Source organism: Haematobacter massiliensis, assembly GCF_000740795.1.
GTDB lineage: Bacteria > Pseudomonadota > Alphaproteobacteria > Rhodobacterales > Rhodobacteraceae > Haematobacter > Haematobacter massiliensis.
Genome location: NZ_JGYG01000003.1, coordinates 294,891 through 315,966, shown reverse-complemented (window position 1 = coordinate 315,966; position 21,076 = coordinate 294,891). Strand labels below are relative to the sequence as shown.

Annotated in this window: 19 protein-coding genes; 11 read left to right on the top strand and 8 right to left on the bottom strand. The window is 65.5% G+C overall.

The genetic code is table 11. From position 1 onward, the window contains the following. Positions 1–16: 16 nt before the first annotated feature. Entirely contained in the window at positions 17–898 is an 882-nt protein-coding gene (locus tag CN97_RS07285) for a ribokinase (protein WP_035709156.1), read from the top strand. A 288-nt stretch (positions 899–1,186) separates the two neighbouring features. On the opposite strand, the gene CN97_RS07280 is transcribed toward CN97_RS07285, so the two are convergent. Then, a complete protein-coding gene (locus CN97_RS07280) occupies positions 1,187–2,410 on the bottom strand; it encodes an argininosuccinate synthase (RefSeq protein WP_035709154.1) in 1,224 nt (407 codons plus the stop codon). 169 nt (positions 2,411–2,579) lie between these two features. On the opposite strand from CN97_RS07280, the gene CN97_RS07275 reads away from it, so the two are divergent. From CN97_RS07275 to CN97_RS07265, 3 genes are read left to right on the top strand one after another with little or no spacing between them, the layout of a single operon-like run. Next, positions 2,580–4,004 (top strand): HWE histidine kinase domain-containing protein, encoded by a 1,425-nt coding sequence (locus CN97_RS07275; protein WP_165496694.1) that lies wholly within the window; start codon positions 2,580–2,582, stop codon positions 4,002–4,004. Between the two features lie 40 nt (positions 4,005–4,044). Beyond that, positions 4,045–5,292, top strand: a complete 1,248-nt coding sequence (gene ilvA, locus CN97_RS07270) for a threonine ammonia-lyase IlvA (protein ID WP_035709150.1) — start codon at positions 4,045–4,047, stop codon at positions 5,290–5,292. A 24-nt stretch (positions 5,293–5,316) separates the two neighbouring features. Beyond that, complete coding sequence (locus CN97_RS07265) at positions 5,317–6,321, top strand: aldose epimerase family protein (RefSeq protein ID WP_035709147.1); 1,005 nt, start codon at positions 5,317–5,319, stop codon at positions 6,319–6,321. Here CN97_RS07265 and CN97_RS20595 read toward each other — a convergent pair. Continuing rightward, complete coding sequence (locus CN97_RS20595) at positions 6,239–6,613, bottom strand: Hpt domain-containing protein (RefSeq protein ID WP_088217068.1); 375 nt, start codon at positions 6,611–6,613, stop codon at positions 6,239–6,241. The two genes, CN97_RS07265 and CN97_RS20595, sit on opposite strands and share 83 nt — an antisense overlap. 135 nt (positions 6,614–6,748) lie before the next feature. Between CN97_RS20595 and CN97_RS07260 the strand changes: the two genes are divergently transcribed. Continuing rightward, positions 6,749–8,140: a PP2C family protein-serine/threonine phosphatase gene (locus CN97_RS07260; RefSeq protein WP_248700070.1), complete on the top strand. Its 1,392-nt coding sequence runs from the start codon at positions 6,749–6,751 to the stop codon at positions 8,138–8,140. On the opposite strand, the gene CN97_RS07255 is transcribed toward CN97_RS07260, so the two are convergent. Next, entirely contained in the window at positions 8,088–9,521 is a 1,434-nt protein-coding gene (locus tag CN97_RS07255; protein WP_035709145.1) for a helix-turn-helix domain-containing protein, read from the bottom strand. The two genes, CN97_RS07260 and CN97_RS07255, sit on opposite strands and share 53 nt — an antisense overlap. A 159-nt stretch (positions 9,522–9,680) precedes the next feature. On the opposite strand from CN97_RS07255, the gene aceB reads away from it, so the two are divergent. Continuing rightward, positions 9,681–11,309 carry a malate synthase A gene (gene aceB / locus CN97_RS07250; protein WP_035709142.1) on the top strand — a complete coding sequence of 543 codons (1,629 nt, stop codon included), beginning with the start codon at positions 9,681–9,683 and terminating at the stop codon, positions 11,307–11,309. Between the two features lie 73 nt (positions 11,310–11,382). Beyond that, entirely contained in the window at positions 11,383–12,999 is a 1,617-nt protein-coding gene (locus CN97_RS07245) for an isocitrate lyase (RefSeq protein WP_035709139.1), read from the top strand. Positions 13,000–13,080: 81 nt separating this feature from the next. Here CN97_RS07245 and CN97_RS19805 read toward each other — a convergent pair whose 3' ends face one another. From CN97_RS19805 to coxB, 3 genes are read right to left on the bottom strand one after another with little or no spacing between them, the layout of a single operon-like run. Beyond that, the gene (locus CN97_RS19805; RefSeq protein WP_051911037.1) at positions 13,081–13,398 is read right to left on the bottom strand and encodes a hypothetical protein; all 318 of its coding nucleotides are present in this window, start codon (positions 13,396–13,398) and stop codon (positions 13,081–13,083) included. Continuing rightward, positions 13,395–15,938, bottom strand: coding sequence for a cytochrome c oxidase subunit I (ctaD, locus tag CN97_RS07235; protein ID WP_084684024.1), 2,544 nt, complete (start codon positions 15,936–15,938; stop codon positions 13,395–13,397). The genes CN97_RS19805 and ctaD overlap by 4 nt, the downstream gene beginning before the upstream one ends. Further along, the gene (gene coxB, locus CN97_RS07230) at positions 15,935–16,516 is read right to left on the bottom strand and encodes a cytochrome c oxidase subunit II (protein ID WP_051911036.1); all 582 of its coding nucleotides are present in this window, start codon (positions 16,514–16,516) and stop codon (positions 15,935–15,937) included. Before coxB ends, ctaD begins: the two co-directional genes overlap by 4 nt. A gap of 120 nt (positions 16,517–16,636) precedes the next feature. Here coxB and CN97_RS07225 point away from each other — a divergent pair, with 120 nt between their 5' ends. After that, entirely contained in the window at positions 16,637–17,206 is a 570-nt protein-coding gene (locus CN97_RS07225) for a DUF2231 domain-containing protein (RefSeq protein ID WP_084684023.1), read from the top strand. Here the strand turns inward: CN97_RS07225 and CN97_RS07220 are convergent. Beyond that, the gene (locus CN97_RS07220) at positions 17,124–17,624 is read right to left on the bottom strand and encodes a CopD family protein (protein WP_051911035.1); all 501 of its coding nucleotides are present in this window, start codon (positions 17,622–17,624) and stop codon (positions 17,124–17,126) included. The two genes, CN97_RS07225 and CN97_RS07220, sit on opposite strands and share 83 nt — an antisense overlap. Then, complete coding sequence (locus CN97_RS07215; RefSeq protein ID WP_035709136.1) at positions 17,621–18,334, bottom strand: cytochrome c oxidase assembly protein; 714 nt, start codon at positions 18,332–18,334, stop codon at positions 17,621–17,623. Before CN97_RS07215 ends, CN97_RS07220 begins: the two co-directional genes overlap by 4 nt. Positions 18,335–18,512: 178 nt before the next feature. Between CN97_RS07215 and CN97_RS07210 the strand changes: the two genes are divergently transcribed. Genes CN97_RS07210 through CN97_RS07200 form a run of 3 tightly spaced genes read left to right on the top strand, consistent with a single transcriptional unit; the run spans position 18,513 to position 20,660 of the window. Then, on the top strand, positions 18,513–18,782 hold the full coding sequence (locus CN97_RS07210) for a hypothetical protein (protein ID WP_035709134.1): 270 nt from the start codon (positions 18,513–18,515) through the stop codon (positions 18,780–18,782). 1 nt (position 18,783) lies between these two features. Then, on the top strand, positions 18,784–19,431 hold the full coding sequence (locus CN97_RS07205; RefSeq protein ID WP_035709131.1) for a hypothetical protein: 648 nt from the start codon (positions 18,784–18,786) through the stop codon (positions 19,429–19,431). Between the two features lie 8 nt (positions 19,432–19,439). Beyond that, positions 19,440–20,660 carry a M20/M25/M40 family metallo-hydrolase gene (locus CN97_RS07200; protein ID WP_035709128.1) on the top strand — a complete coding sequence of 407 codons (1,221 nt, stop codon included), beginning with the start codon at positions 19,440–19,442 and terminating at the stop codon, positions 20,658–20,660. The last annotated feature ends 416 nt before the right edge of the window (positions 20,661–21,076 follow it).

Below are 21,076 nucleotides of genomic sequence, written 5' to 3'. Positions count from 1 at the left end.
GCGCTATCTAACAGGTATGACCATCTGGAATCTGGGTTCGATCAACATCGACAAGATCTATCGCCTGCCGCGGCATCCCGCGCCGGGGGAGACACTGGCCGCCTTGTCTTATGCGACGGGGCTTGGGGGCAAGGGGGCCAACCAGTCCGTCGCCGCGGCAAGGGCGGGCGGGCGCGTCCAGCATATCGGTGCCGTGGGCGAGGATGGCGGCTGGACGCTGGAGCGGCTGGCCCTCGCCGGGGTGGACGTATCGCGCGTCGCGACCGGGGCGCAGGCCACGGGGCATGCGGTGATCCTGGTGGCGGAGGATGGCGAGAACATCATCGTCATTCATCCGGGCGCGAATCGCGAAATCCCCGCCCATGCGGTGACGGCGGGGCTGGCCGAATCGCGCCCCGGGGATCTTCTGCTGATCCAGAACGAGACCTCCGCCCAGGAGGCCGCCGCCCGTGAGGGGCGGGAAAGGGGGCTCCGCGTCGCCTACTCCGCCGCGCCCTTTGAGGTGGAGGCCGTGCGCGCCGTCCTGCCGTATCTCTCCCTCCTGCTGCTGAACGAGCTGGAGGCGCGGCAGCTTGAGGACGCTCTGGGGCAGCCTCTCGCCACGCTGGGCATTCCCGACATCGTGGTGACGCGGGGTGCACGTGGGGCGAGCTGGATCACGGAGGGGGAGGAGATCGTGAGCGTCCCCGCCCATACCGTCGACGTGCTGGATACGACCGGTGCCGGGGATTGCTTCGCGGGCTATCTGGTCGCGGCGCTGGACGAAGGCGCGGGGCCGGAGGCCGCCATGCGCCTTGCCGCCGCGGCGGCCGCGATGCAGGTCGGGCGCCCGGGTGCGGGCGATGCCATGCCGTCCCGCATGGAGGTGGAGGCATTTCTGGCCGCGCGCGGTGTTTAGCAGGCTCCCGGAGAATTCCGAGGTCTCACATCTGCGGAAATCGGGAAATCTGCCCGGGAAGCTTTTCGCATTGCGTGGCTCACCGGCTGAATTCAGTCAGATCACGAACGACGTCCGCTTGAGCGCAGAGCTGAAAGCCCTCTCGCCACTGCTGGCGGCTCTTTGCACCCCTTGGGGCGGGGTGCGATCCGTGGCGCGATCCGTGGCATTGTGAAGGGGGATGTTCCGGTGTTTCAGCCGGGGCAAGGAGGGCCGGTGCGCGGCCCTCCCCGGGGGTTCTGGCAGGGATCAGTTGCCGCGGGCGTTCCGCGTGGCGATCAATTTCAGCCGCAGCGCGTTCAGCCGGATGAAGCCGGCCGCGTCCTTCTGATCATAGGCACCCGCGTCATCCTCGAAGGTCACATGCGCCTCTGAGTAGAGCGACTCATCGGACCAGCGCGCAACTGTCCGCGCGGAACCCTTGTAGAGCTTCACCCGCACGGTGCCGGAGACATGCTCCTGGCTCTTGTCGATGAGCGCCTGAAGCATTTCGCGCTCGGGGCTGAACCAGAAGCCGTTGTAGATCAGCTCCGCATAGCGGGGCATGATCGAATCCTTCAGATGGCCCGACCCGGAATCGAGTGTGATCTGCTCGATCCCGCGGTGTGCGACCAGCAGGATCGTGCCGCCGGGGGTCTCATAGATCCCGCGGGACTTCATGCCGACGAAGCGGTTCTCCACCATGTCGAGACGGCCGACGCCATGCTTGCCGCCCACTTCGTTCAGGCGGGTCAGGATCGTGGCCGGGCTGAGACGCTCGCCGTTCAGCGCGACCGCATCGCCCTTCTCAAAGGTGATCTCGACATATTCCGCCTCGTTCGGCGCATCCTCGGGATCGACGGTGCGCTGATAGACGTACCCGGGCGCTTCCTCGCCCGGATTCTCCAGCACACGCCCCTCGGAGGAGGTGTGGAGCAGGTTCGCATCGACGGAGAACGGCGCCTCGCCCCGCTTGTTCTTGGCGATCGGGATCTGGTTCGCCTCGGCGAATTCCAGCAGCTTGGTGCGGCTGGTCAGCGACCATTCCCGCCAGGGCGCAATCACCTTGATATGCGGGTTCAGCGCATAGGCCGACAGCTCGAACCGGACCTGATCGTTGCCCTTGCCGGTGGCGCCATGGGCCACGGCATCCGCCCCGGTCTGCTCCGCGATCTGCACGAGGCGCTGTGCGATCAGCGGGCGCGCGATGGAGGTGCCGAGCAGATACTCGCCCTCATAGAGCGCATTCGCCCGGAACATCGGGAAGACGTAGTCGCGCACGAATTCCTCGCGCAGATCTTCGATATAGATGTTGGCGGGGTTGATCCCCAGCATCTCTGCCTTCTGGCGCGCGGGCTCAAGCTCCTCGCCCTGACCCAGGTCGGCGGTGAAGGTGATGACCTCGCAGCCATATTCGGTCTGGAGCCATTTGAGGATAATGGACGTATCGAGCCCGCCCGAATAGGCGAGGACGACTTTTTTCGGTGCGGACATTGGGACTTTCCCCGGCGAACAACAATCCGCGCGGGTCTATGCCCTTTGTGCCCGAGGCTCAAGGAAAAGCGTCAGCGGGGCTTGAAGGAGACTGCACCTCCTTTAGTCTTTCAAGGCAGACTGGCGCGGGGTGGCAATGTTTTCGGCGGACACGGAATGCGCGCGCCTCATGCGCGACCTGGACTGGTCGGCCAATCCGCTGGGGCCGCCCCCGACATGGCCGACCGAACTCAAGACGCTTGTGGGCATCATGCTCGGCTCCCGCCAACCGATGTTCGTGGCCTGGGGGCCGCATGAGATCATGCTCTACAATGACGCCTACGCACTCCTTTGCGGCGCCCGTCATCCGGCGATCGGCGTGCCCTTCCAGGTGCTCTGGGCCGATATTCTGGATGATGTCTATCCTATCCTGCGGGCCGCCTATGAGGGGCGTTCGACCCATATGGAGGATATCTCCATTGTCATGCACCGCAACGGCTACCCGGAGGAGGCGCATTTCTCCTTCTCCTACACGCCGGTCCGCGATGCGCGCGGCAATATCCCGGGCATGTTCTGCGCCTGCGACGAGATCACCGAACAGGTGCGGCACCGACGGGCGCAGGAACAAGAACGCGCGCTGCTTTACGAGGTTCTGCGGCTTTCTCCCGGCGCGACGGCACTGGTCATGGGCCCGGACCATGTCTTCGCGCTTGCCAATGAGCGGTTTCTTTATCTCTGCGGCAAGGATTCCGGCATCATCGGGAGGCCCACCGCAGAGGTTCTTCCGGAGATCGTGGGGCAGGGCTTCATCCGGCTGATGGATCAGGTCTTCACCACGGGAACTCCATACGAAGGCCGCGACATCCCGATAGATCTGCTCCACGACGATCATGCCGAGATGACGCGCCATTACGTCGATTTCGTCTATCAGCCCTTCGCCGATCCGATGACGGGGACGCGCGGGGTGCTCATCCAGGGCATCGACGTCACCGACCGGCGGGAGAAGGAGGAGCGGCAACGGATCATCGCCAACGAGTTGTCGCACCGGATGAAGAATCAGCTCGCCGTCGTGCGGGCCGTGATTTCCCAGACAATGCGCCGGGCACGCGACACGCGGGAGGCGGCGCAGGTGATTGACGGGCGTCTGATGGCGCTTGGGAGGGCGCAGAACCTGCTGCTCAACACCGAGGCGGAGGAAAGCACCGTCGCCGCCGTCGTCCGCGCGGCGCTGTCGCCTTATGATGAGGGGACAAGCGCGCGCTACAGACTGAGCGGGCCGCATGTCGTGCTCGGCGGACAACTCGTGATGAGCCTGTCGCTCGTGGTGCACGAGCTGGGCACCAACGCGCTCAAGCACGGCGCATTTTCCGTGCCCGAGGGGCAAGTGGATATCGTCTGGGGGCTGGAGACGGTGCCGGAGGGCAGACGCTTCACCTTCGACTGGCGGGAGAAGGGCGGCCCCCCGGTGTCCGAGCCGCAGGCAAAGGGAAGCGGCTCGGGGCTGATCGCGGCGGGGCTGGGCACCTTTGGTGGCGAGGTCATCATGGATTTCGCGCCGGAGGGCCTCCATTGCCGGATGAGTGCGCTTCTGGGCAGCGAGGGGATGGTGATCTGACGCCGCTTTACGTGCGGAAGGACCAGCGCTATCGAAGGGCATGACCAGTTTCGCCACCTCCGCCCGCTCCGCCACCGCCGCGCTCCGCGATCTCTTTCCGGAAACGCCGCTCCTGCGCAACGAACTGCTCTCCGCGCGGTATGACGCGGATATCTGGTTGAAACGTGAGGATCTGACGCCCGTCCGGTCCTACAAGCTGCGCGGCGCCTTCAACGCGATGCGCAAGGTGATCGCATCCGGCCCCGCCAGCAGGCATTTCGTCTGTGCGAGCGCGGGCAATCACGCTCAGGGCGTGGCCTTTGCCTGCCGGCATTTCGGGGTGCAAGGCACGATCTTCATGCCGGTGACGACGCCGGATCAGAAGATCGAAAAGACCCGGATGTTCGGCGGTGACAATGTGACGATCGAATTGACGGGCGACTATTTCGATCAGTCGCTCGCGGCGGCAAAGGAGTTCTGCGCCGAAATCCACGGGTATTTCCTGTCGCCCTTCGACGATGCCGATGTGATCGAGGGCCAGGCCTCCGTGGGCGTGGAGATCATGGATCAGCTCGACGGCCCGCCTGACATGGTGATCCTGCCGGTGGGCGGTGGTGGACTTGCTTCCGGCGTGACCGGATACCTGCGCGAAGCCTCCCCGGAGACCACGTTCCGTTTCGTGGAGCCGCTGGGGGGTGCGAGCCTGCGGGCAGCAGTCAGGGCGGGTCGGCCGGTGACGCTGCCCAAGGTGGACAGTTTCGTTGACGGTGCTGCCGTCGGACGGCTGGGTGATCTGACCTTCAGCCGCCTCCGCCACGTTCCGACGGACGACATCCTCCTCGCCCCAGAAGACCGGATCTGCACCACGATCCTCGAGATGCTCAATGTGGAAGGCATCGTGCTGGAGCCGGCGGGCGCACTGTCGCTCGACGTTCTGCCCGAACTCGCCGATCAGATCCGTGGCAAGCGGGTGGTCTGCGTGACCTCGGGCGGGAATTTCGATTTCGAGCGGCTCCCGGAGGTGAAGGAGCGCGCGCAGCGATTCTCCGGCGTCAAGAAATACCTGCTGCTCCGCCTGCCGCAACGGCCGGGCGCGCTTCGGGATTTTCTGGGGCAGCTTGGCCCGCATGACGATGTCGCCCGGTTCGAATATCTGAAGAAATCCGCGCGGAATTTCGGCACGATCCTGATCGGCATCGAAACGCGCGCGCCGGGCGATTTCGCCGCGCTGTTCGAGCGGCTGGACGCGGCAGGCTTCGTCTTCACCGATATCACCAATGATGAGGTCGTGGGTCAGTTCCTGATCTGACACCTTCCCAGCCCGGAGAGAGCCATGACCCGCCGCATATTCGGAACCATGCCCGATGGCACGCAGGTGGAGGCTCTGACGCTCCGCGGCGGAGGTCTCTGGGCCGAGGTGCTGACCTATGGCGCGGTGGTGCGCGACCTTCGGCTGGAGGGCCATGCCCCGCCACTGGTGCTGGGGTTCGAGACGCTGGAGGATTATCTCGGCCATTCGCGCAATCACGGTGCCACCTGCGGGCGGGTGGCGAACCGGATCGGCAACGGTCGGTTCTCTCTGGAGGGGCGCGATCATGCGCTGGAGCTGAACGAAAAGGGTGTGACCCACAGCCATGGCGGCAGTCAGGGCATGGCGAAACGCGTGTGGACGGTGGTGGAGCATGGGGCCGACCGGCTCACCCTCTCCCTCCATGACCCGGCGGGGCAGGCAGGGTATCCGGGCGCGGTCGATTCGCTGTGCCACATGCGGCTTGCGGATGGCGGGCTGGAGATCACCTACGAATCGCGGGTGGATGCGCCGACGCTCGTGAACCTGTGCCATCATGGCTATTTCAACCTCGACGGCGGGCCGGATATCCTGAGCCACCGGATGCGCATCGACGCCGAAGACTATCTGCCGCTGAACGCGCTGAAGGTGCCGACGGGTGAGATCGCGCCGGTGGCCGGCACGCCCTTCGACCTGCGGGATGTCACGGTCCTGGGCGACAGGATGGCTGAGGCGGGCATCGCGTTCGATCACAATTTCTGTCTCTCCGGGAGCAGGGTCGATCTGCGCCCGGTCGCGTGGGCGGAAAGCCCGTCCTCCGGCGTGAGGCTGGAGGTGCTGACCACCGAACCCGGCGTGCAGTTGTTCTGTGCCATGGGGATGACGATCGGCGTGCCCGGTCTGGGGGGTAGGGACTACGGCTTGGCCGCGGGCTTCTGTCTGGAGACGCAGATCTGGCCCGATGCAATCAACCATCCGGGCTTCCCCGACCTTGTGTTGCGCCCCGGAGAGGTGCGCCGGCAGGCCACGGTCTATCGGTTTTCCCTCTGACGGGCGGACCGGCGAGAAACGCCGCAAGCGACGCGCGCCAGCAGGACCGCAGGGTTTCCGTGGGCAGGCTCCCCGGCGCCCGCTCTCCTTCCGCACAGGTGCGGGCAAAGGTCGAAAACCCCATGTTGAGCGCGCTGCCCCGCAAGAAGTGACAGGCTTCCGCTCCCGCGTTTTCCTCAGCTATCAATTCCAGCGTCTCCTCCACCTCCCGCCGGAACAGGGCGAGGAGGGCATCAAAGGTCTGGTCGGAGAGGTCGCCCTTCAACACCGCCACGCGCCGCCAGTCGATCATGCTGCCCTCCTGCTTCGGAACCATCCTAGAAGCAGGAGCTTAACGGCCGGTTACCCTGCCGGGGCCGGTCAGTTCATGGCGCGTTAAGGATTTCCTGACATAGCTGAAGGGAGTTTCGGAGGAACACCTTTGCTCATGCCCATTACAATGTCCCCGGCGTCCCCGGCTGTCCTGCCCCTTTCCCAGCCGCTGCGTCGGGGTGGGCGGACAGCACTCGTCGTTGATGACAGCGGATTGCAGCGGCGGCTGCTGGCAGAGATGCTGACGGACTGGGGTTACGACGTGCAGGAGGCGGAGACGGGTGAAGCGGCGCTGATTCTCTCGCGTCAGCGACAATTCGATCTGGTCATCAGCGACTGGATGATGCCCGGGATGAACGGTCTCGAATTCTGTGAGGCGCTTCGTGCGCTGCCGGGGGAAAGCTACAGCTATTTCATCCTCGTCACCGCCAAGAGCGAGAAGGACGAGGTCGCCCACGGGCTGCATTGCGGGGCGGATGACTTCCTGACCAAGCCGGTAACCCCTGGCGAGCTCCGGGCCCGGATCGCAGCGGGGGAGCGGATCATGCACATGCAACGGCGGCTCTCCGACAGCAACCGGCGGCTGAACGAGACGCTGGCGGAAGTGCGCGGGCTCTACAGCGCGCTCGACCGTGATCTGGATGAGGCGCGCAAGCTGCAACAGGCGCTGGTGCGCGATCATTCGCGCGACTTCGGGCCGGCCGCCCTTTCGGTGCTCCTGCGGCCCAGCGGGCAGATCGGCGGGGATCTGGCGGGGTTCTTCCCGATCGGGCCCCGGCGGGTCGGGTTCTTCTCCGTTGATGTCGCGGGCCATGGGGTTGCTGCAGCGCTGATGATGGCGCGGCTTTCGGGGCTGTTCTCACCCGGCGGCGGGGGGCAGAACGTGGCTCTGGTCCGCAATGAATACGGCACGCTCACGCCGCGCAGACCGCGGGAGGTCGCTGTCCATCTGAACCGGGTGTTTCTGGAGGAGATGGAGACGGAGCGATATTTCACCATGATCTATGCCGATGCCGACATGGTGACCGGTTGCGTCACCTTCGTGCAGGCCGGCCATCCCAACCCGGCGCTCATCCGCGCCGGCGGGGCGGTGGAGTTTCCGGGCGCGGGCGGCTTTCCCATCGGCCTCATTGCGGAGGCGGAGTACGAGGAGACGACAGTGACTCTGCGGCCCGGCGACAGGATGCTGCTGCTCACCGATGGCGTGATGGAATGTGGCGCGGCGGGGGAGGGAGTGAAGGAGGAGCAACTGGCCGAGATCCTTTTGCTCAACCGTCAGCGGGCCGGACGGAAGTTCCTCGAATCGGTGATCGCCGATCTGGCAAAGGCAGTCGGCGGCACGGATTTCCCGGATGACATCTCCTGCACGCTTTACGAGTTCGGCCGAAGGGAGGATGCACAGCTCTCAGCTCTCAGCTCTCAGCTCTCAGCTCTCAGCTCTCAGCTCTCAGCTCTCAGCTCTCCCCCTCGAAGCGGTAGATCGACAGGCTGCGCTCCTGCTCGTTGATCGCCAGCCGGCGGTTGATGGGCGCATGGGCGCGGGAGGCACAGTTGGGACGCTCACAAAGATAACAGTTCAGACCCACATCCGTCGGCACTGTCCGCTCAAGGTTCACCTGGTCGGCATGGATGAGCCGGGGCGCATAGGCGATGTCGCACCCCAGGCCGATGGCAAGCTTCGGTGCCGGCTGATCGAAGGTGCCGCCGGTCCGCGTGACCGTCCGCGCGATGGAGAAATAGCTGGCGCCATCCGGCATGCGGATGACCTGCGTGAGAACCTTGTCCGGCGCCTCGAAGGCTGCATGGATATTCCAGAGCGGGCAGGTGCCCCCGAACTTGGAAAAGGGGAAGCGCCCGGCGCTGAACCGTTTGGAAACATTGCCGGCCCGGTCTACCCGCACGAAAAAGAAGGGCACCCCCCGCGCATCGGCGCGTTGCAGCGTGGACATGCGGTGTGCGGTCTGTTCATAGCTCGTGCCGAAGCGGTGGCCGAGGAGTTCCACATCATAACGCGCTGATTCGCAGGCGGCGAGGAACCGGCGATAGGGCATCAGCACGGCGGCGGCGAAGTAGTTGAAGAGGCTCACCCGCGCGAGCCGCATCGCATCCCCCTCCATTCCCGAATCGGCGAGCGTCGCCTCGATCACCGGCTCATGCTCCAGCCGCGCCAGCAGGACGGCGATCTGGAACCGGCGGCTTGCCTGCCCCAGCAATTCGGAGAGCATGAGCTCCCGCCGGTGCATCTCGAACCGCCGCAGCCGTCCGGAGAGCACGTCGCCCGGCAGGATGCGGACGCGGATGCCATGGGCGCGGAGCCGTTCCGTCAGCACGGTATTCGGCTCCCCCCGGTGCAGACCCAGCTCCTCCGCCATCGCTTCCGCGGCGCGATCCACCTCGTCGATGTAGTTCCGCCGGTCATAGAACCACAGGCGCACATCCTCCACCGGGCGGGAGCCTTCCTCCAGCACCTGCACCTTGTCACGGTCGACGAGGGGGTTGTCCTCCGACTGGCTGCGCAGGATCATCCGCCGGTAGCGCTCGTGCAGGCGGACGAGTGCGCCAGCCACGCCCGGCGCCGCATGGAGCGCCTGCTCGATCTCCGTCCGGGTGACATGCGCGGCTTCCAGCGCGGGATCCTTGAGTGTCGCCGTCAGGTCGGTGGCAAGCTGTGTATCATGGCTCGGGGCGAGCTCAGCGACGTTCAGGTCGAACACCTCGGCAAGCCGCATGAGCAACCGCGCGCTGGCAGGACGCTGGTCGGCTTCGATAAGGGTGATGTAACTCGGGCTTACGCGGAGCTGCTCGGCCATCTGGGCCTGAGTGAGGCCGAGATTCTGGCGCAACGCCTTCAACCGCGGGCCGATGATGAGCTTTTCGCCTCTCGCCATTACTTACAAACCTTACAAAATCCAAGTTTCGACCGCGACACAACTGACAATACGACCTCATTCACGGCGACCATAATGCATCTCATGCTGCGTGTGCGGCATTACATTACTAACATGACATAACGAATCGTGCTTGTCCTGCACGAAAGGAGAATCGCCATGTCCCTTGATCTCGCCACCCCTTCGACTGCGACCCGTCCGGTGTTCCTGCGCGTGGTGCGGGGTCAGGATCGGGTGCTTACCCCGGATGCGACTGCCTTCATCGCGGAGCTGCAGGCGCGTTTCGGCTCCAAGCTCCATGCGCTGATGGTCGCCCGTCAGCGCCGGCAGGAGCGGTATGATGACGGTCGTCTGCCGGACTACCTGGAGGAGACGGTCACGATCCGCCGGGGTATCTGGTCCGCTGCAAGGGTGCCGGACGTTCTGGCCGACCGCCGTGTCGAGATCACCGGCCCGGTCGACCGCAAGATGATGATCAACGCCCTGAATTCCGGGGCGAAGGTCTTCATGGCCGATTTCGAGGATGCGACCTCTCCCAGCTTCACCAACATCATCGCGGGGCATGTCAACATGCTCGACTACCGCGACGGGACGCTGGAGCTTGACGATGCGGAAACGGGCAAATCCTACCGTGTCGGCGATACCCCGGCGGTGATGATCGTGCGTCCGCGCGGGCTGCATCTGGAAGAAGCGAACATGATGATCGGCGGCTATGCCGTTTCCGCCGCGCTGTTCGACTTCGGGCTGAACATCTTCCACAACGGGCGCGCGCTGGCGGCGACGGGGCGGGGACCGTTCTACTACCTGCCGAAGCTCGAAGGCCACCGTGAGGCGCGTTTCTGGAACGAGGTCTTCGTCTTCGCGCAGGATCGCCTCGGCATTCCGCAGGGCACGATCAAGGCCACCGTGCTGATCGAGACGCTGCCCGCCGCCTTCGAGATGGACGAGATCGTCTGGGAGCTGAAGGACCATATCGCCGGGCTGAATTCCGGGCGCTGGGACTACATCTTCAGCTATATCAAATCGCTGCGGAACCATTCCGCCTATGTCCTGCCCGACCGTGCGCAGGTCACGATGGACCGCGCCTTTCTCGCCACCTATGCGGCGCGGGTCGTGAAGGTCTGCCACCGCCGCGGCATTCACGCCATGGGCGGCATGGCCGCGCAGATCCCGGTCAAGAACGACCCGGCCGCGAACGAGGCCGCCTTCGCCAAGGTCCGGGCGGACAAGCTGCGCGAGGTCGGCATGGGTTTCGACGGTACCTGGGTCGCCCATCCTGATCTGGTTGCGGTCGCCCAGGAGGTGTTCGACGCCGAGATGCCCGGCCCGAACCAGATCCGCAAGCCGCGGCAGGAATGGCGGATCGAACCGGCCATGCTCCTGAAGCCGACGGAGGGTACGATCACGGAGGCGGGTGTCCGCACCAATGTGTCCGTGGCGATCGAGTATCTGGCGCAATGGCTCTCGGGCCGTGGCGCGGTGCCGATCCACAACCTGATGGAGGATGCCGCGACGGCGGAGATCTCACGCGCCCAGATCTGGCAGTGGATCCGCCATTCCGCCACCGTCGGCCTCACCGCGGGCGGCGAGCGGACGATGAGCCGCGAATGGCTGGCGGAGCTGGTGCAGGAGGAGATCGTCTCCATCCTTGACCGGATCGGCCCGAACGCCTTCCACCGGGGCCGTTATGCCTCCGCCGCGCGGATCTTCCAGGAGGCCGCCTCCGCCGAGGTACTTCCCGATTTCATCACGCTGCCAGCCTATGACGTGCTGAACGCGCTGGACTGACAAACCTGACAAACCGGGCGGGCGCTTTGCCGTCCGCCTCTCCCCGACCATTTCGACAGTGAAAGGACCCAAGATGGCCCGCAAGACCTATGCAGAACTCGAAGCCGAGACGCTTGCCCGCTACCCCTCCGGCCAGACGCCGGGCGGCGTGACGGTTGAGGATATCGTCCAGCTCAAGCTGCAGAACACCTACTCCACCCATCTCGATATCGCCCGCGACATGGCCAAGGTGATGCGCGAGGATATGGCGGCCTATGACGCCGATCCGACCCAGTTCACCCAGTCGCTGGGCTGCTGGTCCGGCTTCCACGCGCAGCAGATGATCAAGTCGGTCAAGCGTCTGCGCGGCACCACGAAACGCGCCTATGTCTACCTGTCGGGCTGGATGGTCGCGGGTCTCCGCAACCGCTGGGGCCACCTGCCGGACCAGTCCATGCATGAAAAGACCGCCGTCGCGGATCTGATCGAAGAGATCTACACCTCGCTGCGTCAGGCGGATGAGGTGGCGCTCAACGACCTGTTCAAGGATCTGAAGACCGCGCGCGCCAATGGCGACCAGGTGGCGGAGAAGAAGGCGATCGAGGCCATCGACACCTTTGAATCGCATGTGGTGCCGATCATCGCCGATATCGACGCGGGCTTCGGCAACGAGCACGCCACCTACCTTCTGGCGAAGGAGCTGATCAAGGCGGGCGCCTGCTGTCTGCAGATCGAGAACCAGGTGTCGGATGCCAAGCAGTGCGGCCACCAGGACGGCAAGGTCACCGTGCCGCGTGAGGACTTCATCGAGAAGCTCCGCGCCTGCCGCCTTGCCTTCGAGGAACTGGGCGTCGATGAAGGCGTGATCGTGGCCCGCACGGACAGCCTCGGCGCCGGCCTGACGCAGAAGCTTCCCGTCAGCCAGCATCCGGGCGACCTCGCTTCCGAGTATCTGAAGTGGGTCGAGGTGGAATCGGTGGCCGAAGGCAATCTGCCTGCCGATGGCGAAGTTCTGATGGTGAGCGAAGGCAAGCTTGTGAAGCCGGTGCGCCTGCCGAACGGCCTTTACAAGTTCAAGGACGGCTCCGGCCGGTCGCGGGTGGTCGAGGACTGCATCGCCTCGCTCAACGATGGCGGCGCCGACCTGATCTGGATCGAGACGGATACGCCCAACGTGGCGGAGATCGCCGGCATGGTCGCCGACATCCGCAAGAAGGCCCCGCATGCGAAGCTGACCTACAACAACTCGCCCTCGTTCAACTGGACGCTCAACCTGCGCAAGCAGGTCCGCAACGAATGGCTGAAAGAGGGTCGGATCCAGGAAGCCGACTACCCGGAGGGCAACGAGCTGATGAAGGCGGAGTTCGACGCGACCGATCTGGGCCGCGAGGCGGATGCCCGTCTGCAGAACTTCCAGTTCGACATCTCCACCAAGGCAGGCGTGTTCCACAACCTCATCACGCTGCCGACCTTCCACCTCACCGCGAAATCGGTGGACGAGCTCAGCCGCGGCTACTTCGGCGAGGACAAGATGCTCGCCTATGTCGCGACCGTGCAGCGTGAGGAGATCCGTCGCGGCATCTCCGCCGTGAAGCACCAGCATGAGGTCGGCTCCGATCTGGGCGACACGTTCAAGGAGATGGTGGCGGGTGAGCGCGCGCTGAAGGCCGGCGGCCACGGCAACACCATGAACCAGTTCGCCGCCGAGTAAGCTCCCTCGTCGGTGATCGTCGGGCCGCCCGTGGAGGAGACTCCGCGGGCGGTTCGCATTCCTGGGGAAGGGCCGGGCTGGCTAGCAGAGCGGCAGGACAAAGACCGCCGCGAAGCAGAATGCCGTCGCCACGAGGGCCGCGATGAACACAAGATGCGCGACGCGGGCCAGCGGTTCCTCTCCCGTTGCCGGTCGGAGAAGGAACAGCGCGGCGAAGGTAAGGGCCACTATCCCCGCCAGGACAGCACGAAGGAACGAGGTCATCAGGAAGGCGCGCGCTTCCCACCCCAGCGCACAGCCGGTGGCATGAGTCCCGTAGAGCAGGAGGAAGGCGATACTCCAAATCACGAAGGCTCCGACGAGCGCCGCAAACCCGGCCAGCGGACGCAAACCGATCATAGCGGCACCGTCTGCGACAGATGGGTGAGCGCATAGAGGAACCCGACCGCGATCACGGAGACCAGCGCGCTGTAGTCCTGCCAGAGCCTGCCGATCGCCAGATCCGCCCGCCGCGCCGTGGAGACATAGCCTGCCCGGACGCGCCAGATGCCATAGGCCGCGAAAAGCGCGCTCAGTCCGACATGCAGGGCGGCATAGGCCAGAACCGCCGCCATGCTCGCCAGAGCGGCATGGGAGCTGGGGGTGGGAACCGCAAGGATCAGCCCCACGAGCGCCGCAAGCCCGGCAAGCTGGCAGACCAGTGCGACCGTCAGCATCGGCATCTCTCCCTCCCGCTCCGCCAGACGGGCGGCGAAGGCCGCGATCACCGGAGCGGCCAGCGCCACGATCACCCCCCAAACCGGCGGTACGGGAAAGTCCGGCGGCGGCCATCCCGGAGCCGAAAGCCACAGGAACAGCCCTCCGAACAGGAGTGCGGCATAGGCCGTCGCATCCGCGGCGATCGTCACCGCCATGGCCCACCATGACAGCGGGCGGGGGACTTCGGCATGAAGCGGGAGCCGCAGGCCCAAGCCCGCATCCAACCTGCCGTGATCACGGCGGAACTCCCCCCGTGCGGTCCAGCACAGAAACAGCGCCGCCACCAGCGCGATGCCGAGGGGCGGCCACCAGTAGAGCTTGAAGATCAGTGCGAGGAAAACCGTCCCCGTCGCGAGCGCGGTATAGAGCGGCAGATAGGTCTGTCGGGGAAGCAGGGCGATATGCTCAGGCTCCGCATCCGCGGCGCCGGTCACCAGCGTCTCCATCCAGCCGTTGCGCGGCGTGGGCAGGTAGCCTTCGCCCTCCGCCAGCGCGGGCCCGATGTCGCGGGGACGGAGCTGATCGGCATTTGCCCCGATCCGGGGCAGGGAGGGGAAATTGTAGCTCGGCGCGGGCAGCTTCGGCACCGCCCAGTCGAGCGTTCCCGCGCCCCAGGGGTTCGGCTCCGTCTGGCGCCCGTAGCGCAGCGTCAGCGCGACGTCGACGATTACCAGCATGAACCCGCCCGTCATCACGAAACTGCCGATGGAGGAGATGAGGTTGAATATCTCCCACCCGGTATCGGCAGTGTAATGGTCCACCCGCCGCGGCATGCCGAGCAGCCCGGTAAGGTGCATGATGAAGAAGGTGAGGTTGAAGCCGATGAAGATCAGCCAGAAGGCGGGCCGCGCCAACCGCCCGTCCGGCATCCGCCCCGTGAGCGCGGGCAGCCAGTAATAGGCGGCCGCCATCATCGGAAACAGAAAGCCGCCGACCAGCACGTAGTGCAGATGCGCGACGACGAAATGGCTGTCATGGGCCTGCCAGTCGAAGGGCACCACCGCGAGCATCACCCCCGTCAGCCCGCCGATCACGAAGACGAAGAAGAAGCCGAAGACATGCAGCATCGGCAGTTCGAGCCTTGGCCGCCCGGTGGCGAGCGTGCCGATCCAGGCGAAGATCTGCACCGCCGTCGGGATCGCCACGACGGCGGAGGCGGCGGAGAAGAAGGCCAGCGACAGATGCGGCAGCCCGACCGTGTACATGTGATGGACCCAAAGGCCGAAGGAGAGGAACCCCATCGACAACACAGCCGCAATGACCAGGCGCCGCCCCGCCAGCGGCCGTCCGGCAAAGACGGGGAGCAGGGTGGAGAGCGCGCCCGCCGCGGGCAGGAAGATGATATAGACCTCCGGGTGGCCGAACAGCCAGAAGAGGTGCTGCCAGAGCAGCGGATCGCCGCCGCGTGTCGGATCGAAGAACGGCAGGCCGAAGGCGCGCTCCGCCTCCAGCAGCAGGGAACCGACGATCAGGGGCGGGAAGCCCAGTACCATCATCGCCGCGACGACCAGCATGTACCAGGCAAAGATCGGCATCCGGTCCAGCGTCATGCCGGGCGCGCGCATCTTCAGGATCGTCACCACGATCTCCACCGCGGCGGAAAGCGCGGAGATCTCCACGAAGGTGATGCCCAGCAGCCAGATATCCGCGTTCACCCCCGGCGAATAGGTCGCGGAAGACAACGGCGTGTACATGAACCATCCGTCCTTCGGCGCATAGCCCGCGATCAGCGCCACGATGAGGATCGCCCCGCCGAACAGGTAGCACCAGTAGCCGTAGGCCGACATCCGCGGGAAGGCGAGGTCGCGCGCGCCAAGCATCTTCGGCAGGAAGTAGATGGCGAACCCCTCGAAGAACGGGATGGCGAACAGGAACATCATCACCGTGCCATGCATGGTGAAGACCTGCGCATAGCTCTCGGCATCCAGAAACGGGCTTCGGGTGGTCGCGAGCTGCGCGCGGATCAGCATGGCCAGCAGCCCGCCGATGGTGAAGAACACGAGCGATGTCAGGATGAAGCGCATTCCCACGACGGAGTGGTTCACCGCCGAGAACCTCTGCCACCCATGGCCGGAGGTCCAGATCCGCTCCAGTTCCCGGTCCCTCCGCTCCGCTTCGGGCGTGGGGATCTGGCGGCTGCGGGGCCGTGCATCGGGGCGTCCGTCGGGCAGCACGCTCATTCGGAACCTCCGGTCAGGCGTTCAAATTCCGCGACGGGAACCGCGCGGATGAAGAAGGGCATGATCGCGTGACCCGGACCGCAGTATTCCGCGCACACCCCGCCGAACTCACCCGCGTCGTCCGCGATGAGGCGCAGGCGGTTCACATGGCCCGGTATTGCATCCAGCTTGCCCGCAAGCCGCGGCACCCAGAAGGAATGGATCACGTCGGCGCTGGTCAGCCGGAATTCCACGGGCTGGCCCACGGGGATGGCGATACCGTTTTCTTCGGGAGGCAGGTCGGGATGGTCGGCGTAGCGGAAGGTCCAGGACCATTGCCGCGCCTCCGCCTCGATCACCAGAGGCTCCGCGCCGCGCATGATCGCGCGCTCCCCCACCCAGAACCCGATGGAGACCAGCAGCGTCAGTACGGCGAGCGGCAGTACGAACCCGCCCCAGAGGAGCCAGCGGCCGACAGGGATCTGCCCCAGCCGCCCGGGCCGCAGCAGGGCCACGAGAAAGAAACCCATGACAATTGCAAAGGCCAGACCGGAGGCCGCCAGCATCGCCCACCAGAGAAAGGCGATATCACCCGCCACGCGCCCTCCCGGCGCCAGCGAGGACAGGGGTCCGCCGCAGGCGGTGAGCGGAAACGTCGCAAGCAGGAACCGACCGCTCCGTCCCGCCGTTCGGACAAGGCGCCACAGGGGAGAGAGCCGATGAACGATACCGCCCGCGACCCGCAGGACGAGGACGATCCCGTCCTGGCAGAGGTCGCCGCCGAGACGACGGAATCGGTCGTGGCCTTTGCCGGGCACCCGATTCACGCGATGCTGGTGCACTTCCCGATCGCCCTGACGATGACCGTTCTTGGGGCCGATCTGCTCTACTGGTGGAACGGCGACCCGTTCTGGGCGCGGGCGGCGATCTGGATGGTCGGCCTTGGCTTCATCTCCGGCGCGCTGGCGGGTCTGGCGGGGCTGGTGGAAATCCTTGCCGTTCCGGGCATCAGGACGCGGGTCGGGAGCTGGAGTCACGGGGTGGCGGGCCTCATGCTGATCTCGCTTCTCGGGTTGAACTGGGGGTTCAGGTTTCAGGGCGGCGACGTGATGCCGGAAGGGATACTGCTCTCGCTTCTTTCCGCGATCGTGGCTGGGGCTGCGGGCTGGCATGGTGGCAAGCTTATCTTCCATCACGGGATCGGCCTCATTCAGGACGAAGAGACGGAAGCCCTGGAAAAAGCTCGGACAGGCCACCGGGACGCAGAAGCGGCAGATCGGGACCGGTAAGCACGGGCTTGCCGAGGACAAGGAACAGAATAATCCCCACGGTGCCGATGGTCACGAAAAGCGACATGAAGCCCATCCATCTGGGATAGCGGGCTTCTTCCCCGAACACCTTGAGGATCCGCCCGGCGGCAAGGCCGTGCATCATGCAAAGGACAGCCACGAAGGCGAGCTTTGCCGCGAACCACGGCGAATAAACCTGCGCCAGAAAGATCAGAGCGGTGCCCGAGATGACCGCAATAGCCGCGGCGGGCGAAAGAAAGACGAGATAATAGTACCGCGTGGCACGGTGCAGGTTGTGAAGTGCCGCGTCTCCAGCAACGCGATTGCGCTGCATCAGCATGGGCGGCAGGGCCATCAGCCCGAAGGCCCAGAGCGAAATGGCGGCGATATGGATGAGCTTCAGCCAGGCGACGATCATGCCGAGCGCCTGTCCGGAGCCAGCAGTCCGCTCAAGCGCCAGAGTGCGACGCCGAGATAGGGCAGTGCCGCCGGAACCCACATGATAAGCCCCGCGAGCTGCTGATCTTCCAGCGGGGACAGGTCATAGGCTGCGGTGGTGGCGAGATGATCGGCAAAGAGCGGACGCCCCGCAAAGACCAGCAGCGCTCCCAGCAGCCCCATCTGCATGGTGACGCCCAGCAGGAGCAGGATCGCCCGCCCTGCCGCCGTTGCCGGTGAAAGCATGGCGCGCCAGAGCCAGACGGCGGAGCCGAGGAGAGTCGCCTCCATCAGCCAGTATGCCGCGGGGGACGACAGCGCCCAGCCATATGGCCCGGGCGTATGCCAGAGCCACAAGGTCGCCGCATGGGCAAGAAAGGCCAGCTCTGCCCCGCGACTGGGGCCCCGTGGCAGGCAGCGGGCCAGAAGCGGCGCGGCGATGGAGACGAGGAGCACGTGATGCGCAACCCGCGCGGAAAACAGCGCGGTCGAAAGCGCGCAGAGCGGCGATACGAAAGCGATGAACAGCACCCCCGCCGCCACGATACCCGCGCGGGAACGCGCATGAAGCGACCACATTGCCAGCAGAAGGATGGGAACAAGGACCAGCGGATCGAGGTTCCAACTCAGCCAGAGAGCCTCCGGCGCGGGTGCGGGTCCGCAATAGGGCGTCATGGCTGGTCCTTCCATGCGTGATCCTCCGTCATGACCTGCTCCCGGTCATCGCCAACGTTGGAAGGAGAGCGGGGTTCCGCCCGCTGCACGCGAAGGCTCATCTGTCGCAGGCAAGCCACACGACTCACTTGCCCAACAGGCGGGAGAGGCAGAAGATCATGACATTTGCACAGATCATTTACGGGTGAGAGCCATGTCGGATTTCAGACTTACGGAAGTACCCGGGCTTGTCGTCGGCGGCGACATCACGCGCCTGGAGGAGGCGACTGCGGCGGCGGCGGAGGCGCTGAACGATCCTCTGGCGGATGCGACGGAGTTGATGCGGGAGCTTGACCGCACCCTGCTCCGGGAGGAAACGCGCTGTGACCTCGATTTGCCGCCCTCTGAGGTCTATTCGGTCATTGTGGGGGATCAGCTCGTCTATCGATGCTACCATAATCCGGCCCACGAACTCCTCCGCTGAGATGTGGGAGAAATTTCAGTCGCTTGCCCCGGTGCTGATCGGTGTATTTCTGGGCATCTACATCCAGTTGCTACCCGGCTGGGCCAGTGTCGGCTGGACCGTCGCGGCGCTGCTTGCGGGTTTTCTGGCGATGGCGATTGCCACCGCGTTGCTGGCGAAGTGGCCGCGCAGTGCCGCCGTCCTCATGCAGCTGGGCTTTCTGGCGCCGATCACGCTCATAGCGCTTACGACCTGTGCGACGACATGGCTGTCGTTGCATTTCGCCGAGTGGATGGGCCTGAAGCAACATATTCCGGATCCGAAGCAGATGGAAACCGTGACCGGCGTGCTTCTGGGGGCGGTGAATGCCTTCATCGCCGGGGCATGGCTTGACGATGCGCGCAAGCCCGGCAGCCGCGTGTGGCCCGCCGGGCAGGCCAAGGCCGCCTTCAGCGCGGCCTTTACCGATCCGCTGAAGCAATGGCGGGCCTCATTGCCGCCTGTGGAGGGCGCCGCGGCGACGATCGCGCGTCGCAATGAGGTGACAAGAGTGATCGAGGCGGTCTATGAAACCCGCGTCAGCGGCGGGGGACCGGAGGGTTGGGATCTGTCGGCGCTTCTTGATCGCATCGCCCTGATCCGGGAAGCCCTCGCCCCCGGACGAACCTGAGAGCCGCCATGCCCCTCACCGACGCCGCCCGGATCATCGCCTTGCCCGCCTTTGCTCGTGCCGCAGCCGTCCTGCGCCGCGATCACGACAGGTTCGTGGAGGATCTCGTGGCCCTGACGGAAATCCCGGCTCCCCCCTTCAAGGAGGCGCGCCGGGCCGAGGTTTACCGCGACCTGATGATCCAGCACGGCCTGCATGATGTGAAGCTGGACGGTATCGGCAATGTCACTGGCCTGCGTCCGGGCCGCGCGCCGGGACGGAAGGGGATGGTCGTTGCCTCCGCCCATCTCGACACCGTTTTCCCCGAAGGCACCGACACCACCGTCCGGCGGGAGGGAACGAAACTGTTCGCTCCCGGCGTGGGCGACGATACGCGCGGGCTGGCGGCGCTCCTTGCCTTCATGCGTGCGCTGGATGCAGCGGGGATCGAGACGGCAGAGGACATTCTCTTCGTGGCGGATGTGGGCGAGGAGGGGCAGGGCGACCTGAGCGGCATCCGCCATCTGTTCGCGGAGGGAGAATACCGCGACCGGATCGGGGCGTTCTTCACCTTCGACGGCCCGGAAATGGGCAAGCTCGTCACGTCCGCCATCGGCTCCCATCGCTACCGCGTCACCTTCCGGGGGCCGGGCGGGCACAGCCTGAACGCCTTCGGCACGGTCAGCCCGGCCTATGCCATGGCGGGGCTGGTTGCCGGCATGGGACAGATCGAGGTGCCGGAGACGCCGCGCACGACCTTCTCCTGCTCGGTCTTCGGCGGCGGCAGTTCCATCAACGCGATTCCGGAGGAGGTCTGGGTGGAGATCGACCTCCGCTCCGCCTCGCCGGAGGAGCTGGCGAAGCTCGACGCGCGGATGCGGGCACTGGTCGAGGAGGCCGTCGCCGCCGAGAACGCCCGTCGCGAGACGCGGAGCGGCAGCATCACCGCCGAGGTGAAGCAGATCGGCAACCGTCCGGCCGGCGCCACGCCCGAGGATGCCGCGATCGTTGAAGCCTGCAAGGCCGCGCTCCGCGCGCATGGGCTCGATTTCGTCACGGCCGCCTCCTCCACCGACGCCAATATCCCGATGAGCCTCGGTATTCCGGCAGTCATGATCGGCACCGGCGGTCATGGCGACCGATATCACTCGGTGGATGAATGGATCGACGTGGAGCCGGAGGCGAGCAGCAAGGGCCTCTCCACCGGCCTCGCGGCGCTGATTGCCGTGGCAGGGCTTATGGAGGAATAGGGCCCCGGTCTTTGCTGGGAGGGGTCCGAACCGGATCCGGCCACGACCTTCGGCGCAGGGAACCGCGCACCCTGTCGGATGCCGGGGGTCAGCAAAGGCCAAGGATGCGGGTCATCGCTTTACCCTTGCAAATTCGGACTGCTGACAATCGTCGAAGCAGGGAAGCAGGGAAGCAGGGAAGCAGGGAAGCAGGGAAGCAGGGAAGCAGGGAAGCAGGGAAGCAGGGAAGCAGGGAAGCAGGGAAGCAGGGAAGCAGGGAAGCAGGGAAGCAGGGAAGCAGGGAAGCAGGGAAGCAGGGAAGCAGGGAAGCAGGGAAGCAGGGAAGCAGGGAAGCAGGGAAGCAGGGAAGCAGGGAAGCAGGGAAGCAGGGAAGCAGGGAAGCAGGGAAGCAGGGAAGCAGGGAAGCAGGGAAGCAG

Bases quoted from the DNA above. Each gene is read 5' to 3' on its own strand.
- CN97_RS20595 (WP_088217068.1), bottom strand. From the start codon at position 6,613: ATGATCGACTGGCGGCGCGTGGCGGTGTTGAAGGGCGACCTCTCCGAC.
- CN97_RS07205 (WP_035709131.1), top strand. From the start codon at position 18,784: ATGTGGGAGAAATTTCAGTCGCTTGCCCCGGTGCTGATCGGTGTATTT.
- ilvA (WP_035709150.1), top strand. From the start codon at position 4,045: ATGACCAGTTTCGCCACCTCCGCCCGCTCCGCCACCGCCGCGCTCCGC.
- CN97_RS07210 (WP_035709134.1), top strand. From the start codon at position 18,513: ATGTCGGATTTCAGACTTACGGAAGTACCCGGGCTTGTCGTCGGCGGC.
- CN97_RS19805 (WP_051911037.1), bottom strand. From the start codon at position 13,398: ATGATCGGTTTGCGTCCGCTGGCCGGGTTTGCGGCGCTCGTCGGAGCC.
- CN97_RS07280 (WP_035709154.1), bottom strand. From the start codon at position 2,410: ATGTCCGCACCGAAAAAAGTCGTCCTCGCCTATTCGGGCGGGCTCGAT.
- CN97_RS07265 (WP_035709147.1), top strand. From the start codon at position 5,317: ATGACCCGCCGCATATTCGGAACCATGCCCGATGGCACGCAGGTGGAG.
- aceB (WP_035709142.1), top strand. From the start codon at position 9,681: ATGTCCCTTGATCTCGCCACCCCTTCGACTGCGACCCGTCCGGTGTTC.
- ctaD (WP_084684024.1), bottom strand. From the start codon at position 15,938: ATGAGCGTGCTGCCCGACGGACGCCCCGATGCACGGCCCCGCAGCCGC.
- CN97_RS07275 (WP_165496694.1), top strand. From the start codon at position 2,580: ATGCGCGACCTGGACTGGTCGGCCAATCCGCTGGGGCCGCCCCCGACA.
- CN97_RS07225 (WP_084684023.1), top strand. From the start codon at position 16,637: ATGAACGATACCGCCCGCGACCCGCAGGACGAGGACGATCCCGTCCTG.
- CN97_RS07255 (WP_035709145.1), bottom strand. From the start codon at position 9,521: ATGGCGAGAGGCGAAAAGCTCATCATCGGCCCGCGGTTGAAGGCGTTG.
- CN97_RS07200 (WP_035709128.1), top strand. From the start codon at position 19,440: ATGCCCCTCACCGACGCCGCCCGGATCATCGCCTTGCCCGCCTTTGCT.
- CN97_RS07245 (WP_035709139.1), top strand. From the start codon at position 11,383: ATGGCCCGCAAGACCTATGCAGAACTCGAAGCCGAGACGCTTGCCCGC.
- CN97_RS07285 (WP_035709156.1), top strand. From the start codon at position 17: ATGACCATCTGGAATCTGGGTTCGATCAACATCGACAAGATCTATCGC.
- CN97_RS07260 (WP_248700070.1), top strand. From the start codon at position 6,749: ATGCCCATTACAATGTCCCCGGCGTCCCCGGCTGTCCTGCCCCTTTCC.
- CN97_RS07215 (WP_035709136.1), bottom strand. From the start codon at position 18,334: ATGGAAGGACCAGCCATGACGCCCTATTGCGGACCCGCACCCGCGCCG.
- CN97_RS07220 (WP_051911035.1), bottom strand. From the start codon at position 17,624: ATGATCGTCGCCTGGCTGAAGCTCATCCATATCGCCGCCATTTCGCTC.